Raw genomic sequence first — 15728 nt, 5'->3', positions numbered from 1 at the left:
AGGGCCGCGAGCGCATTATGCGCCCACAGCCCTCGGTATTCTCAATAAGCTATCGCTTACTGTGCGGCTGCTGCCTTGGCGGCGGCAACGGTTTCGGCGAGCTGTTCCGCGGTGAACAGCACGATCAGCTTGCCTTCGCCGTCGATCGCGAAATGCTCCTTCTTGAGCGCGACCGGGCCAAGCTCGTTTTCGAGCACGATGTTGTCGCCTTCGAGGTCGACTTCGCTCAGCACGCCAGCGGCATCGCCGGCAGCGCCGGTAACTGCAGCGCCGACCAGCAGGGCGGCATCGCGCTTGGCAGCGGCAGCGGCGAGCTGCTCGTCCATCATGCCGTCGAGCTGGACCTTGGTGACCGTGATGGTCAGGCCGGTTTCGCTTTCACCGAAGGATTCGACACCCAGCGGAACCTTGTGCTTGCCGGTGTCGAGGACTGCCTGGCCGTTGGCCACGCTTTCGATGGTGCCGACCGGATTTCCTTCCGGACCGGTCACGGTAGCACCCGCCTGCACGTCGGCGGCGCTAGCTGCAATCGGGGTCGCCGCGAGGGCGGTGGCCAGGATGGCAAGCTTCGCAAACTTCATGAACTCTCTCCGTAATCTCAACTTCAATTGCACTGCACCGCCATGACCTCACGCGGTTCAGACCAAAAAACTCGATTGTGTGTGGCGGAATGGAAGAGGTCAGCAATCCACCGGCAAGGGCGCGCATGGCCCTCAGGCTGCGCGCCATAACCGCAATTGCAGCGGCGTGACAACCTCGGCGCTTATAAGTGTCCCAGCCTGAAGCCTCGATTAAGAAACCCGTCAGCGCTTTGCCAGTTCCGCCTCGAGCAGTTCGGCCACGCGTTCCTCGCTCGGGAAACCCTCGTCGATCCAGCGTGCTTCGACCGTGCGCATGATGCGGGCGACTTCGGGGCCGGCGCTCACGCCGCGGGCGACAATCACGCCGCCCTTCAATGGGAACTGCGGGATATTCCACCCATCGAGGAAGCGAGCGTCGCCGCCCTGCAGCAGGATGCGATCGACGGCGCATTCGCGCCCCTCGCGATAGGCCAGCGCCTTCGGTTCGCGGCTGTCATCTTCGTTACGCTCCGCCGCACAGGTGAGCCGCGCGCGCTGGGCCTTCGAGAGACGCAGCCGTGCCGCCACTTCGCCCGCCACTTCGGGCATCGGAGGCAGGAGCGCGGCCAGCCGTCGAATCGAATCGGGGGCAAAGCCCTGCTCGATCTCGGCCGAGATCAACGCCGAAAGGCTCCCGACAAACGTCTTGCAGGTTTCCGGCAGCACGACCTCGAGCACGCCCCGTTCGCGCATGCGCGAAACCGTCTCTGACGGGTTCGGCAGGCCGAGAATGGCGAGGAGTTCGCTCGCCACCCGCTCGCGGCTGAGGCCCTTGAGCGTCTGCGCGAGTTCGGCACATGCCTCTTCCGCCTCCTGGTCGAGATCGGCGCCGAAGCGCGCCTGGAAGCGGTAGTAGCGCAGGATCCGCAGGTGATCCTCGCGGATGCGCTCGCGTGCGTCGCCGATGAAGCGCACTCTCCGCGCGCGCAGGTCATCAAGCCCGCCGAAATAGTCGAAAATCTCGAGCGTTGCGGGATGGGCGTAGAGCGCGTTGATGGTGAAGTCGCGCCGTGCAGCGTCTTCCTGCCAGTCATTGGCAAAGGCGATGGTGGCACGCCGCCCGTCGGTCGATACGTCGTGCCGCAGGGTCGTGATCTCGACCGGCCCATCATCAAGGATGGCGGTCACGGTGCCGTGATCGATCCCGGTCGGGACGGTGCGGATGCCCGACTCGCGGCAACGGTCGATCACAGCGTCGGGCAGCAGCGTGGTCGCGCAATCGACATCCGCCACCGGCAGGTCCAGCAAGGTGTCGCGGATCGCTCCGCCAACCCAGCGGATATCGTCCTGCCCCAGCGCCCGCGAGAGCGCGGCCAGGCCTTCCCGTTTCGGCCAGTCGGCCGCCGCCAGCGCTGCAGGGTCGATTTCAGCCCCCATCGAACAGCCCCTCATGCGCGATGCGTTGCGACAGGTTCCACAGGATCGCCGCAGTCACGCCCCAGATTCGATATCCCTGATAGTCCATTTCGAGATATTTGCGCATCTCCCCGCGCCAGTACGCCTCCTGCTCGGTCCAGCTGTCCGGCCTCAGCAGTAACGACAGCGGCGCCTCGAACCATGATTCGACTTCCTGCGGGTGGGCGATGAGTGGCAGATCGGGCGGAATGACGCCCAGGACCGGGGTCACGTTGAATCCTGTCCCCGTCTGGTATCGATCGGTAGTGCCGATCACCCGGACATGGCCTGGATCGAGATCGATTTCCTCATGTGCCTCGCGCAGGGCGGCCTGAATCGCATCCTCGCCCGGATCGACCTTGCCACCGGGCAAGGCGACCTGCCCCGGATGGTCCCGCATGTCGCGCGGGCGCTGGGTCAGGATAACCCCCGGGTCATCGCGTTCGGTTACTGCGATCAAGACCGCTGCATCCGCATTGCGATCGGCCAAGGCAAAACGTTCGTCGGTAATCAGGTTGCCGACGGGCTTCTGGTGCCCCTCTTCGAGGAGGGCCGAGAGGCGGTCGAACAAGGGGCTCATGCGGGGAGGAGGGAGAAGGTTGCGCCCCGGCTCTCGACCGTCCAGTCCTCGCCCTCTGCCAGCGCGATCTCGGCCAGCTGCTGGTAGGTGCTACGATTGAGCCGCGCTTCGCAGCCGCGCCTCACATGGAGATAGATCGCGGGAGTGTCGGCATCGCCCGCAGCGCGCAGTGTATGGTCGGGGCTGGCGACGACGAGATCGTCGGTGTTGAGGCGGAACGCCAACCCTTCTTCCCGGCGCGCGCAATCGGTCGCGATGAAAGCAGCATCCTCGACTTCGATCGACAGTTTCTCGAACGGGGTCACCAGCCAGTGCTGCCCGGCATCGTCGCGCGTCAGCAGGCCGGAAAAGGCGCGCACCATCGCCTCGCGCGTGATCGGCGAGCCCTGGTGAAACCACGTTCCGTCGGCAGCGATGCGCATCTCGCTGTCGCCTTCGCGCTCGGGCGTCCAGTTCTCCACCGGCGGGAGCTTGCGCGCGGCAACCTGCTCGGCGATTTGGCCCAGCGTCAGTTCGGCGAGATAGGGTGGGGGCTCGTAAGGCATTGCGGATCATTGCCCTGCCAGAGAGTGGTTAATTCGCCAACCCTGTCCGTTCACCGGAATTCCACGGACCGAGCATCCCCTCGTCAGGCAGCACGGCGGGATTGACGCAGCGGACCAGCAGGCGGCTCGGATCGTTGGGCCCTGGGCAATGCCACCCGCCGGTGCTCTCGGCGCTGAAGCCGAAGAACCTGCCGTAATATTCGGGATCGCCGATCATCACCTGCGGCAGGGGCGGCGCTGCGTCCACGGTCTGGTCGATCGCGTCGAGGCTCGCGAGCATCAACGCCTTGCCGAAACCGGCGTTCTGGTGTTCGGGCACGACCGCAACCGGGCCGACCATCAGCAGCGGGTGCGCGCGGCCCTCCGGATCGGTCAGGGCAACCGGCCACACCTGGATGGTGCCGACCAGCAGGTCCTCGTCGTCGAGCGCGGCAAAGCTCAGACCCTCGAGCCACGCCGTTCCCTCGCGGATGCGATAGGCGGTGCGCGCGTGCCGCCCCGGCCCGAAGGCACGGTCGAGCAATTGCTCGACCATCTCGGGCGGCACATTGGCAAGAGGGATCAGACTGGGCATTGCGGCGCGCGCTTAGGGCGCGCTGCGGGCGCTGTCGATCAATTTGCGCTTGGGCTGCGCTAAAGGCTTATTTCGCGGTCAGCCGCAGCAGCCTGCCGCCTTCGCCATCTTCGAGCACCCACAGGGCGCCATCCGGCCCTTCGAAGACCGAGCGGATGCGCTTGTCCAAGTCGTAGCGCGCGGCTTCCTTGGCACTCTCTCCGTCGATCTCGACCCGGACGAGCGCATTGCTCGAAAGCCCGGCAATGAAGGCATCGCCCTTGAACATCGGGAACATGTCGCCGCGATAGAAATGCATGTCGCCCGGCGCGATAACCGGCGTCCACCAGATCGCCGGCTTGCCGAAGCCGTCGTCGGCGCTGTGATCCTCGATCGGATCGCCATTGTAATGCTCGCCGTAGGAGCGCGTCGGCCAGCCGTAATTGGTACCGACCTTGACGAGGTTGAGCTCGTCGCCGCCAGCCGGACCATGCTCTACGTCCCACAGCCGACCCTGGGCATCCCAATCCATGCCCAGGATATTGCGGTGGCCGTAGGTCCAGATTTCCTCGCAGGTGCAGTCGCGGGTGGCGAAGGGATTACCCTCGGCCGCAGTGCCATCGAGATTGAGCCGCACGATCGATCCCAGCGTGTTCGACATATCCTGCGCCGGGGTCAGCTTCTGGCGGTCGCCACTCGCGACGAACAGATATTTGCCGTCTTCGGAGAACAGCAGGCGGTGCGAATAATGCCCACGCCCGGTGGTCTTGGGCGCCTGCCGCCAGATCACCTGCCAGTCGCGGATTTCGCAGGTCTGGTGATCTTCGCACAGCAGCTTGCCGCGACCTACCGCCGCGCCGCGCGTGTCGCCTTCGCCGGCCTCTGCATAGCTCAGATAGATCGTGCGGCCGGACAGCGGCTGGCTCGCCTCGCTGGCGAGGAAGGCGACATCGCCCATCCCGCCCTGGCCGCCGTAATCGACTTCGGGAACGCCGGTGAAGAAGATCGCCTTGCCGTTGGCGACATCGTGACCCACCACCTTGCCGCTCTTCTCGGTGATCACGATCACGTCGAGCCCGGGGACGAAGGTGCCCGCCCATGGCCGGTCGTAGCTGCCGACTTCCTCGATCGCGAAGCCCGCGAAATCGGATGCCGATGCCGTGTCGCTGTCCACACCTGCAGAGGCTGTGCAGCTTGTCGCCAGCAGGGCGGCGGGGAATAGAAGGGCGGAAGGCTTTGCGATCATGTTCATGTTGTCAGGAACTCCCGGGGATCAAATCTGTGCCGAACGGTTCATCGTCGGCGTCGACGAGGCTGGTCGTGGCCCTTTGGCGGGGCCGGTAGTGGCGGCGGCCGTAGTCATTGGCCCTTCATGCCCCGAAGGGCTCGATGATTCCAAGCGTCTTTCCGCCAAACGCCGTGCAAGGCTCGATGAACAAATCCGCGCGACCTGCGCCTGGGCGGTCGGAATTATCGAACCGCCCGAGATCGATCGTATCAATATTCTCGCCGCGACGATGCAGGCGATGAGCGACGCGGTGGGCCGGCTGATCGAGGCGATGGAAGCACGAGACTGCGAAGTGCTGATCGACGGCAACCTCACACCGCATGGCCGCTGCCGGGACTGGCGCTGGACCGCGCGCGCCATCGTCGGCGGAGATGGTCTAGAGCCCGCCATATCGGCCGCGTCGATCGTGGCGAAGGAATGGCGCGACCGGCTAATGCTGGCGGCGGCGCAGGATCACCCGCAATATGGCTGGGACCGAAACAAGGGTTATGGAACTGCCGAGCATATGGAAGCGTTGCGTCTGCATGGGCCTACCCCGCTTCATCGACACAGCTTTGCGCCGGTCGCGCAAATGGCGCTGCTTTAACGGCCGTTGATCCCCATATAATGCATCATGATTGAAGCCATTCTCTTGAGCATCGCCGGGCTTGTCGGCCTGGCGATCGGCGGCGAGTTCCTCGTCCGAGGCGCAGTCGGCATTGCCAAGCGGCTGGGGGTGTCGAACCTCGTCACCGGGCTGGTGATCGTCGGCGCGGCCACCTCGATGCCCGAGATGGTCGCCAGCGTAGAAGCCGCGCTGATGGGGTCGCCCGAACTGGCCTGGGGCAATGTGGTCGGGTCGAACCTCGCCAATACTCTGCTGATCCTCGGCGTTGCCGCACTGGTGATGCCTATCGCGCTGACCGGCATGGGCCGGCGCGACGCGATCGTGGCGCTGGCAGCGACCGCGCTGCTGTGGCTGATTACCGGGTTGCAACTCGGCTCGATCTGGGTCGGGGCGGGGCTGCTGTTCGGCATCGTCGCCTATATCTACTGGCGCTACAACCATCCGCGCGTGACCGACGAGCCGGAGGAGGAAACGCCCGCGCTCGCCATTCACTGGGCGATCGCCTGCTTTGCGGTCGGCGTAGTCCTGCTGGTCGCGGGCGGCAATTTCCTCGTCACCGGCGCCATCGACATGGCCCGCTACTTCAATGTCAGCGAGACGGTGATCGGCCTGACCGTGGTCGCGGTCGGCACGTCTCTGCCCGAGCTGGCCGCCTCGGTCGCCGCAGCATTGCGCGGCAAGCCGGGGCTGGCGCTCGGCAATGTGCTCGGCTCGAACATCTACAACATCCTGCTGATCGGCGGGGTGACGATGTCGGTCGCACCGGTCCCTGTGCCCGACAGCCTGCTGACCTACCAGATGGTGCTGCTGTTCGCCTCGGCCGTGGCCTTGCTCGTGCTGCTCTCGACCGCCCGCCAGATCGGGCGCGTCGCAGGATCCGCGCTGGTGATGATCTTCGCGGTCAACACCGCCTACGCATTTGCCGGCTGAAACTTTTCTCGCCTTCGTCAAGGGGTGAGTCCTCCCAGCCACACCCCATCATCTCGAGTCTGGTGAATCCAAGCAGACTCAACATCTTGTGCCAGACTCTTTTTGTTCCGTCATAGCTAACGAGGCGTTAACCATAACCGTCTATCGCTTAGGACTTGACGCGGAGTCCCGATGGACTCACCCTGTGGATAACTCGCTTGGACAGCGAAGAAGAGGGGTGAATAATGGGGGTCTTGGAGACCACGAAAACGCGCGCTGCGCGTGTCGAGAATGCTGTCGAACTGCCTCTCGGGCGGATTCTCGACGGCGATTGTGTCGAGGCGATGCGCAAGCTGCCCGACGGCAGTGTCGACTGCGTGTTCGCCGACCCGCCCTACAACCTCCAGCTCGGCGGCGATCTCAACCGGCCCGATGGCAGCGCGGTCGATGCCGTGACCGACCACTGGGACCAGTTCGACAGCTTCAAGGTCTATGACGATTTTACCCGCGCCTGGCTGACCGAGGCGCGCCGCGTGCTCAAGCCCGACGGCGCGCTGTGGGTGATCGGCAGCTATCACAATATCTATCGCGTCGGTGCGATCCTGCAGGATCTGGGCTTCTGGATCCTCAACGATATCGTCTGGCGCAAGACCAACCCGATGCCCAATTTCAAGGGCACGCGCTTTACCAATGCACATGAGACGCTGCTGTGGGCGTCGATGGGCGAGAAGGCAAAATACCACTTCAACTATCGCGCGATGAAGACGCTCAATGACGAGCTGCAGATGCGAAGCGACTGGGTCCTGCCAATCTGTTCGGGCGGCGAACGGTTGAAGGAAGGCGGCACCAAGGTCCACCCGACGCAAAAGCCCGAGGCGCTGCTCTACCGCGTGCTGCTGGCCACGACCGAGAAGGGCGACGTCGTGCTCGACCCCTTCTTCGGCACCGGCACAACCGGCGCGGTGGCCAAGCGGCTGGGGCGCGAATGGATCGGTTGCGAGCGCGAGAACGTCTATCGCGATGCTGCCTACGCGCGCATCGCCAAGGAACTGCCGCTCGACGAGAGCGCGCTCGAGACGATGCAGAGCAAGAAGAATGCGCCCAAGGTCGCTTTCGGTGCGCTGGTCGAGAACGGCTATCTCAAGCCGGGCACGGAAGTGTTCGACAAGAAGCGCCGCTGGGTCGCGACGGTCCGCGCCGACGGGTCACTGGCGGTCGGCAAGCAGACGGGCAGTATCCACGGGCTTGGCAAGGACTTGCAGGGCGCGCCGAGCTGCAACGGCTGGACCTTCTGGCATTATGAAGTCGATGGTGACGTGAAGCCGATCGACGCGGCGCGGCAGCTGTATTTGCTCGCTACCGAGGATTGAGGTTTGGTAATCATGGATAGGATCTCGTTGCGGCACGCGATTGCTGAGAGCGAATATTACGGTCAGTGAACTGGCGAGTCACTTCAGACGCAACGAATTGAGCCTTCATGACAATGTGACCAATTTCCTTCCTTGTCGGCAATTGTCCTGAGTACCGGCTTTGCACAAAGTCCGGAAAATCAGAAACTACCGATTCAACGCGATCCGCGTCAAAATTTGGTTCAAGATTACCAAGCTTTTTGGCAGCTTTTGTGAGGTTGTGACCGAAATTGGTTCGTAGTGATTCTTCGTCGTGACCATTGGCTGCAAGACCTGCCTTCAGCGCCAGTTCTGTTCCTAGCAATGCGCCTTGAAGGGTCCCGCGATAGTCGAAGGCAGCGGTTGCGGTCGCAGCAGCAGATTCGAGCTGAACATGCGCACGATAAATCAATTCTTTTGCATAGTCGTTGACCGGTCTGGTGTGACCAAATTCCATGTAGCCATACCCAAAATCGAGTAAGTCAAGGCACTGGTCTTCAAACGTTGCCAAGGCGTTAGAATCTGAAGCGACCCATCGTTTTTGATCATCTGAAAAATCAAGAAGTTTCCAAAAATCAACCTCCGGACTTCCAAGAATGTAAGGGACGTAAAGACTGGCAAACAGATCTCTATACATAAAGAGTCCTAGATGAACGCCACCCTCTTGCATATCGACAGGCCTGAAAAGTCGCTGGTTTGCCCTGTGAACGCGTTTGACGATTTCCGGGCTCATTTTTCCGGTCAACGGTACTCCTTCAACACCCAAATCCTGAAGGATGCGGATCACATTCTTGAATGCGCGTTGTTTTGGTTCTTCGCCTGCCAACAGGCCTTCATCGTCGGCTTTGATTGCGAGAAGCACCAACTCGTCCATTGTGGGCCGCATCTGCGCCTCTGACTGCGCACCACAGCAATGCTTGAACTTCTGCTTGTTGCCACAATTGCACGGGCGGTTTCGCTGCTCAATCATCTTTGTCCATTAGCAAATGTGAAAAACGATCCCAGCTTTCGATGGGATGACGCGGGTTAAAGGATCGAAATCGCTTTCTGTCAGCGATCCCAGCGTTCAGCCTCCGGCTGTGCTTCGCAACCGCTGGGAGGACGCAAGCACCCTGTCCTACAGCCCCCTCTCAGAATACACCCGTGGAATGATCGCTCAGCGCTCTTCCATTCCCGCCTCTGAACCGCGACACACGGCAGCGAGTTTTTCTTCGCATTGGACCGTGTTCCATGTGTTCCATCCATTCAGCTTCAGATCGGAAAACCTGAAGAATGACTGATCGCATCTACATCCGCCCAATCGGTCTTGCGGCCTCTCCGCAAGCTGAAGAGGGTAAGGCGATCCGGCTCGCGGGCGGGATGGTCTATGCCAGCCGATTTGCGGTGATCCTGCGGCAGGGCGGCGGAGTGACCGAGCGCTGGCTGTGCGATACTCAAAGCATCGATGATGTGCTGGCGAAACTGCCCGAGAGCGTGAGCGGCGAAGCCGCGGCGCAGTGGGCGAACCTGCAACTCACGCACCCGGCGCTTACCTGCGGGAGCCGCACGATCCGGCTCGACCAGCCGCAGGTGATAGGCATCCTCAACGTCACCCCCGACAGCTTCAGCGACGGGGGCGAATTCCTCGACAAGCCCGAGGCCGGCCGGGCGCATGCCAGCGCCATGCTCGAAGCCGGTGCGGCGATCATCGACATCGGCGGCGAGAGCACCCGGCCGGGTGCCCCGGCGACCTGGGAAGGCGACGAGAAGGACCGCGTGCTGCCCGCGGTCGAATACTGCTCCGGCATGGGCGCGGCGATCAGCATCGACACCCGCCGCGCAGGCGTGCTCGAGGCGGCGCTGGAAGCAGGCGCGCATATGGCCAACGACGTTTCGGCGCTGCGGCACGATCCGCGCTCGGTCGAGATCGCGGCGCGCGCCGGATGCCCGGTGGTGCTGATGCATGCGCCGGGCAAGGGCGACGATCTCCATGCCGATGCCGACTACGACAATGTCGTGTTCGACGTGTTCGACTGGCTCAAGGCCGCGCGCGACGAGGCGGTGTCGAAGGGGATTTCGCGCTCGAAGATCGTGCTCGACCCGGGGCTCGGCTTCGGCAAGTCGCTGGCCGAGAACCTCGCGCTGTTAAATGCGCTGCCGTTGTTCCATGCCTTGGGCCAGCCGCTGCTGCTGGGCGGCAGCCGCAAGCGGATGATCGGGGCGCTCTCGAACGAGGCCGAGGTGGACCGGCGGATTGGCGGCAGCCTGGCGGTCGCGATTGCCGGGATGAATGCCGGGGTCCAGCTGCTACGGGTCCACGATGTGTTCGAGACGGTGCAGGCGCGCAATGTGTGGCGCGGCATGCGCGACGCGGCGCTGACCGATTTCAGCGAGATGCCGGCCGACTAGCGCGTGATGCGCTGCATCAATTGGCCGATCGTGTCGGTGACCCAGTGCTCGTCGACATCGGTCCAGTCGGCGATGATCGGATCGCCCGGCGTCGCCTTGAATTCGCTACGCTCGATATTGCCGACGATCATCGCGACCTGGCCTTGATCCAGCGCGGCGTTGAGGCCGACGATGCGCTTGCCGTGCACCTTGATGACGAAGCGCTTGATGTTCTGCTCGCCGCCTTCCTCGTTGATCTCGATGTCGGTGCGGTCTTCGACCGAATCCTTGATCATCTGGACCAGCTTGGCGAGCTTGGGCGCTTCGTCGCGCGTCCAGCGGAAACGCTCGAAGTTTTCCGCGTCAACCTTGTTGGACAGCTGGTCGCACGCGGCGCGAAAACTGTCGTGAGTCAAATCGTTCATCGGGGGATCTTTGCGGTCATGCGGCGTTGTCGATGCCGAGGTCGCTCAGTTTGCGATAGAGCGTCGAGCGGCCGATCCCGAGTCGGCGCGCCACTTCGGTCATGCGTCCGCGATAGTGGCCGATGGCGAGGCGGATGACGTCGGCCTCGATCTCCTCGAGCGGGCGCAGATTGCCGTCTTCGGTATAAAGCATCACCCCGACGCCTTCGTGCATCGGGTTGGTCGCTTCCTGCGGCTCGCCGAGCAGTTCGCTCAGTTGCGGGAAGCTCTCCCCGGTCAGGGTTTCCCCGTCGCAATAGACCGCGGCCCGGAACAGCACCGACTGGAGCTGGCGGACATTGCCCGGCCAGTCGTAGGCGGCCAGCAGCGCGAGCGCGCTGTCGCTGATCGAAAGGTGGCGCAGGCCCGGCTGTTCGCCAATGCGGGCGAGGAAGTGGCGGGTCAGCGCGGAGATGTCGCCGGTGCGCTCACGCAGTGGCGGCAGCTTGATCGTGGTCGCGCCAAGGGCTGAGAGCAGCTCGCGGTCGAACTTGCCGCTGGCTTCGAGCTGGTCGAGCTCGAAATTGCTCGCGGTGAGCAGGCGAACGTCGATCCGGAAGCCGTGGCTCGCGCCGAGCGGGCGGACGATGCCGGTCTTGATCAGTTCGAGCAATTGCGCCTGCAGGCTCTCGGTCAACCGGTCGATCTCGTCGAGCACCAGCGTGCCGCCATCGCAATGCTGGAAGGCACCGATCTGGCGGTCGAAGGCTCCGGCAAAGGCGTTTGGTTCGTGGCCGAACAGGACGGATTCGATCGAATTGCTCGGCACGCCGCCGATGTTGATGATGCGGAACGGTGCCTTGGCCCGCGGGCTGGCTGCATGCATCGCGCGCATCAGCATTTCCTTGCCGGTGCCGTTTTCGCCCTCGATCAGGATATGGCCGTGGCCGCGCGCCGCCTTGGCCGCCTGGGCCAGCGCGGTGCGGAACTTGGGTGCGGTCCCGATCATCGCGTCGAAATCGAGCGCGGCATGCATCTTCTCGGTCAGCGGCTGGAGCTCGTCCTGCGGCGAGGCGCGTTCGGTCGAGGCGCGCAGCGCTTCCATCAGGCGATCGGGAGCGACCGGCTTGATCAGGTAGTCCGTCGCGCCGGCCCGCATGGCCTCGACCGCGAGCAGCGGCGAGGCGCTGGTGGTCAGCATCAGGATCGGCAGGGCAGGGCGGCGCGCCTTGAGTTCCTCGATCAGCGCGCAGGCATCATCGCCCGGCACCCATTGATCGAGGATGATCGCGGAAAGCTGCATGCCTTCACGCGTCCCGAGCATCGCGATCGCGGTTTCCGAATCGGCAGCGACGATGGTTCGCCAACCCTCACGGGCGGCGAGCGCCGAGATAAGCCGGCTTTGCGCCGGTTCATCGTCGATCAGCATCAAAAGGCGCTGGTCTGTCGTCGCCATCTATCCCGAACCGTCCCGTTGTGAAACGAGGCAAGATTTACCGGCGAGGAGTAAAGACCCGATTAAGGCTGTTCGAAATCCATCGCAATTCAGGCCCGGATGGTCACTTGAGAAACCCGCAGTTGCGCGATAGACCACGCAAAAGCACTGGTTTGACAGGGATTGGGAATACACATGGCTTCGCAGGATATGAAATCGGCGGAAAAAACCTATGGCGGCTTCATCAGCTGGCTGAAATGGTCCGTTCCGATTATCGCGATCATCACCTTGATCGTCATCATGCTCATCGCTGAATAAGCGACTGATAATCTTGAAGATTGCTGTCTTGAAGGAACGCGCTGCGGATGAGCGGCGCGTTGCCGCGACTCCCGAAACGGTGAAGAAGTTCATCGCCCTCGGCGCGCAAGTTTCCGTCGAGGAAGGGGCCGGAACAGGCGCCTCGATCATGGATGCGGCCTATCGCGAGGCGGGTGCAGAATTGGCGACCACATCCAAGGCGGTCGAGGGCGCCGATATCGTCCTTGGCATCCAGGCGCCTGACGTCATGACGCTATCGGGGGCAAAGCCGGGCGCATGGGTCGCCGCGCTGTTCGATCCCTTCGCGCAGAAGGAGCGGGTCGAGGCCTATGCCAATGCGGGGTTCGAGGCATTGAGCATGGAATTCATGCCGCGGATCACCCGCGCGCAGAGCATGGATGTGCTCTCCAGCCAGTCGAACCTAGCCGGGTACAAGGCCGTCCTTGCGGCAGCCAATGAGTATGGCCGCGCCTTTCCGATGATGATGACCGCAGCCGGCACGGTGCAGGCCGCGCGCGTCTTCGTGATGGGTGTCGGCGTCGCCGGCCTCCAGGCGATTGCCACGGCCAAGCGGCTCGGCGCGCAGGTCAGCGCCACCGACGTGCGCAGCGCGACCAAGGAGCAGATTCAGTCATTGGGCGCCAAGCCGATCTTCGTCGAGAGCGTCGAGGGAATCGAGGGCGAAGGTTCGGGCGGCTACGCCACCGAAATGAGCGAGGAGTACCAGAAGGCTCAGGCAGAGCTGGTCTCCAGCCACATTGCCAAGCAGGACATCGTCATCACCACCGCGCTTATCCCCGGCCGCGCCGCGCCGCGGCTGATCAGCGACGCGCAGATCGCGACCATGAAGCCAGGTAGCGTCATCTTCGACCTCGCCGTGGCGCAAGGCGGCAATGTGGAGGGCTCGCAGGCCGACCAGGTGGTCGAGAAGCACGGCGTGAAGATCATCGGCTATGCCAACACGCCCGGCCATCTCGCTGCGGACGCCTCGGCGCTGTTCGCGCGCAACCACTACAACTTCCTCTCCGCCTTCTGGGACAAGGAAGCAGGCAAGCCGGTCCTCGACGAGGAGATCGGTGATGCCGTGCGGCTGACCAAGGGCGGTGAGATCGTCAACGAGAGGCTGAATGGGTGAGGCTGGGCGCAGGCAGCTTGCTGATGCTGTTGTCCCTCGGTGCGTGCTCGGCCAACGCGCATGATTCCAAGCTCCGAACGGAGATCGAAGCTGCATATTGGATCGTCAGCGATGGATGCGCCTACAGCACCGACGAAGCTGCGCTATCGCCCTGGCGGAAAGGCAAGGCGCGCTACCATCACCTCAAGGTCCAGGCTAACGGATTGCCGCGCGGTAGACTGTTTGCCTCGGTGGAGGCCCAGGTGAACGAATTGCTTTCCAGGATGGACATCGACTGTCCGGAAACCGACTCTGCCGAGGCGCTGGCAAAGCTCGACGAGAACGGGCGGGCTTTGGATACACACCTCAATTCCATCGAGCGCTTGCTGAAAGAGCGGCCGAGCTGATGCAACACGAAGGGTAATCATGGACTTCATTTCGATCCTCTCGATCTTCGTGCTGGCGTGTTTCGTCGGCTATTACGTAGTCTGGTCGGTCACGCCCGCGCTGCACACGCCGCTGATGGCGGTGACCAATGCGATCTCTTCGGTGATTATCGTCGGCGCGCTGATCGCGGCAGCCGAGGCCGGTAGTCCGCTTGCCAAGTGGCTCGGGCTGGCGGGCGTGGTGCTGGCGAGCGTCAACATCTTCGGCGGGTTCGCGGTAACCGAGCGCATGCTGGCGATGTACAAGAAGAAGGAGAAGAAGTGATGTTCTCCCTTCTTGCCGCAGGTGCCGAGGTCGGCACTGTCAATCCCTGGGTTGCGGTCGCCTATCTCGTAGCCGGCGTGCTGTTCATCCTCGCGCTGCGCGGGCTTTCGAGCCCGGCTACCAGCCGCGCGGGCAATCGCTTCGGCATGCTCGGCATGCTGATCGCGGTGGTGACGACGCTGGTGACGCATGACATTGCCAATATCGTCGAGATCGGCGTGGCGATCTTTATCGGCGGCGCGTTCGGCCTGGTGGTCGCCCGCCGCATCGCGATGACACAGATGCCCGAACTGGTCGCGGCGTTCCACTCGCTGGTGGGCCTTGCTGCGGTATTGGTGGGCTGGGCGGCCTATCTCAACCCGGGTGCATTCGGCCTGCTGGTCCCGATGGACACAATCGGCACGGACTACAGTCTACCGATGCAGATCAGCGCCGTTTCCAAGATCGAAATGGGGCTCGGCATCGCCATTGGTGCGATTACCTTCTCGGGCTCGGTGATCGCCTTCGCCAAACTGTCGGGCAAGATGAGCGGCGCGCCGATCCTGCTGCCGATGCGGCATGTGATCAACCTCGGCACCCTGGTCGCGATCATCGTGCTGACTGCGCTGTTCGCAATGGCAACGGGACCGGAGGAGACTTTCCCGCTGATCGTCGGCCTGACCGTGCTCGCCTTCGCAATCGGCTTCCTGTTGATCATCCCGATCGGCGGGGCGGACATGCCGGTCGTGGTGTCGATGCTCAATTCTTACTCGGGTTGGGCCGCGGCGGCGATGGGCTTCACGCTCGGCAACACCGCGATGATCATCACCGGCGCGCTGGTCGGCTCGTCGGGCGCGATCCTGAGCTACATCATGTGCCGCGCGATGAATCGCAGCTTTATCTCGGTTATCGCGGGCGGCTTCGGTGCCGAGGACGGCGCGCAGGGCGGGGGCGGGGGCGAGCAGCGCCCCTACAAGAGCGGCAGCGCGGAAGATGCCGCCTTCATGCTCGAACAGGCCGAGAAGGTTATCGTCATCCCCGGCTACGGCATGGCGGTGGCGCAGGCGCAGCATGCCCTGCGCGAGATGACCGACATCCTCGAGGAGAAGGGCGTCGACGTGAAGTTCGCCATCCACCCGGTGGCGGGCCGCATGCCCGGGCACATGAACGTGCTGCTGGCCGAGGCGAACGTCTCCTATGACAAGGTGTTCGAGCTGGAGGACATCAACAGCGAGTTCGCCCAGGCCGACGTCGCCTTCATCATCGGCGCCAACGACGTGGTCAATCCGGCTGCCAAGACTGACAAGTCCTCACCGATCTACGGCATGCCGGTGTTCGACGTCGACAAGGCCAAGCAGGTGTTCTTCATCAAGCGCAGCATGGGCGGGGTGGGCTATGCCGGCGTCGACAACGACGTGTTCTACATGGACCAGACGATGATGCTGCTCAGCGATGCCAAGAAGATGGTCGAGGAAATCGTCAAATCGCTCGATTGAGGTCGTTGCCAGATCGGCA

The 15728-nt window shown here is 63.2% G+C and carries 18 protein-coding genes; 9 read left to right on the top strand and 9 right to left on the bottom strand.

Annotation, left to right across the window (positions count from 1 at the left end):
• Positions 1-56: 56 nt before the first annotated feature.
• From P7228_RS02210 to P7228_RS02185, 6 genes are all read right to left on the bottom strand, one after another.
• Positions 57-581, bottom strand: a complete 525-nt coding sequence (locus P7228_RS02210) for a hypothetical protein (RefSeq protein ID WP_278016595.1) — start codon at positions 579-581, stop codon at positions 57-59.
• A 222-nt stretch (positions 582-803) separates the two neighbouring features.
• Entirely contained in the window at positions 804-1997 is a 1194-nt protein-coding gene (locus P7228_RS02205) for a CCA tRNA nucleotidyltransferase (protein WP_278016594.1), read from the bottom strand.
• Positions 1987-2595: a CoA pyrophosphatase gene (locus P7228_RS02200; protein ID WP_278016593.1), complete on the bottom strand. Its 609-nt coding sequence runs from the start codon at positions 2593-2595 to the stop codon at positions 1987-1989. The genes P7228_RS02205 and P7228_RS02200 overlap by 11 nt, the downstream gene beginning before the upstream one ends.
• A complete protein-coding gene (locus P7228_RS02195; protein WP_278016592.1) occupies positions 2592-3140 on the bottom strand; it encodes a DUF1285 domain-containing protein in 549 nt (182 codons plus the stop codon). Before P7228_RS02195 ends, P7228_RS02200 begins: the two co-directional genes overlap by 4 nt.
• A gap of 28 nt (positions 3141-3168) precedes the next feature.
• The gene (locus tag P7228_RS02190) at positions 3169-3714 is read right to left on the bottom strand and encodes a GNAT family N-acetyltransferase (protein ID WP_278016591.1); all 546 of its coding nucleotides are present in this window, start codon (positions 3712-3714) and stop codon (positions 3169-3171) included.
• A gap of 67 nt (positions 3715-3781) precedes the next feature.
• On the bottom strand, positions 3782-4945 hold the full coding sequence (locus tag P7228_RS02185) for a PQQ-dependent sugar dehydrogenase (protein WP_347402850.1): 1164 nt from the start codon (positions 4943-4945) through the stop codon (positions 3782-3784).
• Here P7228_RS02185 and rnhB point away from each other — a divergent pair.
• From rnhB to P7228_RS02170, 3 genes are all read left to right on the top strand, one after another.
• Positions 4944-5567 (top strand): ribonuclease HII, encoded by a 624-nt coding sequence (rnhB, locus tag P7228_RS02180; protein WP_278017687.1) that lies wholly within the window; start codon positions 4944-4946, stop codon positions 5565-5567. The two genes, P7228_RS02185 and rnhB, sit on opposite strands and share 2 nt — an antisense overlap.
• A 27-nt stretch (positions 5568-5594) precedes the next feature.
• Positions 5595-6518 carry a calcium/sodium antiporter gene (locus P7228_RS02175; RefSeq protein WP_278016590.1) on the top strand — a complete coding sequence of 308 codons (924 nt, stop codon included), beginning with the start codon at positions 5595-5597 and terminating at the stop codon, positions 6516-6518.
• 224 nt (positions 6519-6742) lie between these two features.
• Entirely contained in the window at positions 6743-7867 is a 1125-nt protein-coding gene (locus P7228_RS02170) for a site-specific DNA-methyltransferase (RefSeq protein WP_278016589.1), read from the top strand.
• 10 nt (positions 7868-7877) lie between these two features.
• Here P7228_RS02170 and P7228_RS02165 read toward each other — a convergent pair whose 3' ends face one another.
• Positions 7878-8759, bottom strand: coding sequence for a hypothetical protein (locus P7228_RS02165; RefSeq protein WP_278016588.1), 882 nt, complete (start codon positions 8757-8759; stop codon positions 7878-7880).
• Positions 8760-9157: 398 nt separating this feature from the next.
• Here P7228_RS02165 and folP point away from each other — a divergent pair, with 398 nt between their 5' ends.
• Complete coding sequence (gene folP / locus P7228_RS02160) at positions 9158-10273, top strand: dihydropteroate synthase (protein ID WP_278016587.1); 1116 nt, start codon at positions 9158-9160, stop codon at positions 10271-10273.
• Here folP and P7228_RS02155 read toward each other — a convergent pair.
• On the bottom strand, positions 10270-10677 hold the full coding sequence (locus P7228_RS02155) for a hypothetical protein (RefSeq protein WP_278016586.1): 408 nt from the start codon (positions 10675-10677) through the stop codon (positions 10270-10272). The genes folP and P7228_RS02155 overlap by 4 nt on opposite strands.
• A 16-nt stretch (positions 10678-10693) precedes the next feature.
• A complete protein-coding gene (locus P7228_RS02150) occupies positions 10694-12112 on the bottom strand; it encodes a sigma-54-dependent transcriptional regulator (protein WP_278016585.1) in 1419 nt (472 codons plus the stop codon).
• A 174-nt stretch (positions 12113-12286) separates the two neighbouring features.
• On the opposite strand from P7228_RS02150, the gene P7228_RS02145 reads away from it, so the two are divergent.
• From P7228_RS02145 to P7228_RS02125, 5 genes are read left to right on the top strand one after another with little or no spacing between them, the layout of a single operon-like run.
• Complete coding sequence (locus P7228_RS02145) at positions 12287-12409, top strand: aa3-type cytochrome c oxidase subunit IV (RefSeq protein ID WP_278016584.1); 123 nt, start codon at positions 12287-12289, stop codon at positions 12407-12409.
• Positions 12410-12422: 13 nt separating this feature from the next.
• Positions 12423-13544, top strand: coding sequence for an NAD(P) transhydrogenase subunit alpha (locus P7228_RS02140; RefSeq protein WP_278016583.1), 1122 nt, complete (start codon positions 12423-12425; stop codon positions 13542-13544).
• Between the two features lie 17 nt (positions 13545-13561).
• Positions 13562-13930 (top strand): hypothetical protein, encoded by a 369-nt coding sequence (locus P7228_RS02135; protein ID WP_278016582.1) that lies wholly within the window; start codon positions 13562-13564, stop codon positions 13928-13930.
• Between the two features lie 19 nt (positions 13931-13949).
• The gene (locus tag P7228_RS02130) at positions 13950-14234 is read left to right on the top strand and encodes an NAD(P) transhydrogenase subunit alpha part 2 (RefSeq protein WP_160607774.1); all 285 of its coding nucleotides are present in this window, start codon (positions 13950-13952) and stop codon (positions 14232-14234) included.
• Positions 14234-15709, top strand: coding sequence for an NAD(P)(+) transhydrogenase (Re/Si-specific) subunit beta (locus tag P7228_RS02125; RefSeq protein ID WP_278016581.1), 1476 nt, complete (start codon positions 14234-14236; stop codon positions 15707-15709). The genes P7228_RS02130 and P7228_RS02125 overlap by 1 nt, the downstream gene beginning before the upstream one ends.
• Positions 15710-15728: the final 19 nt, after the last annotated feature.

This window comes from Altererythrobacter sp. CAU 1644, from assembly GCF_029623755.1.
Taxonomy (GTDB): domain Bacteria; phylum Pseudomonadota; class Alphaproteobacteria; order Sphingomonadales; family Sphingomonadaceae; genus Erythrobacter; species Erythrobacter arenosus.
Note: the sequence above shows the minus strand (reverse complement) of the source record. Positions and strands in the feature narration are given on the sequence as shown.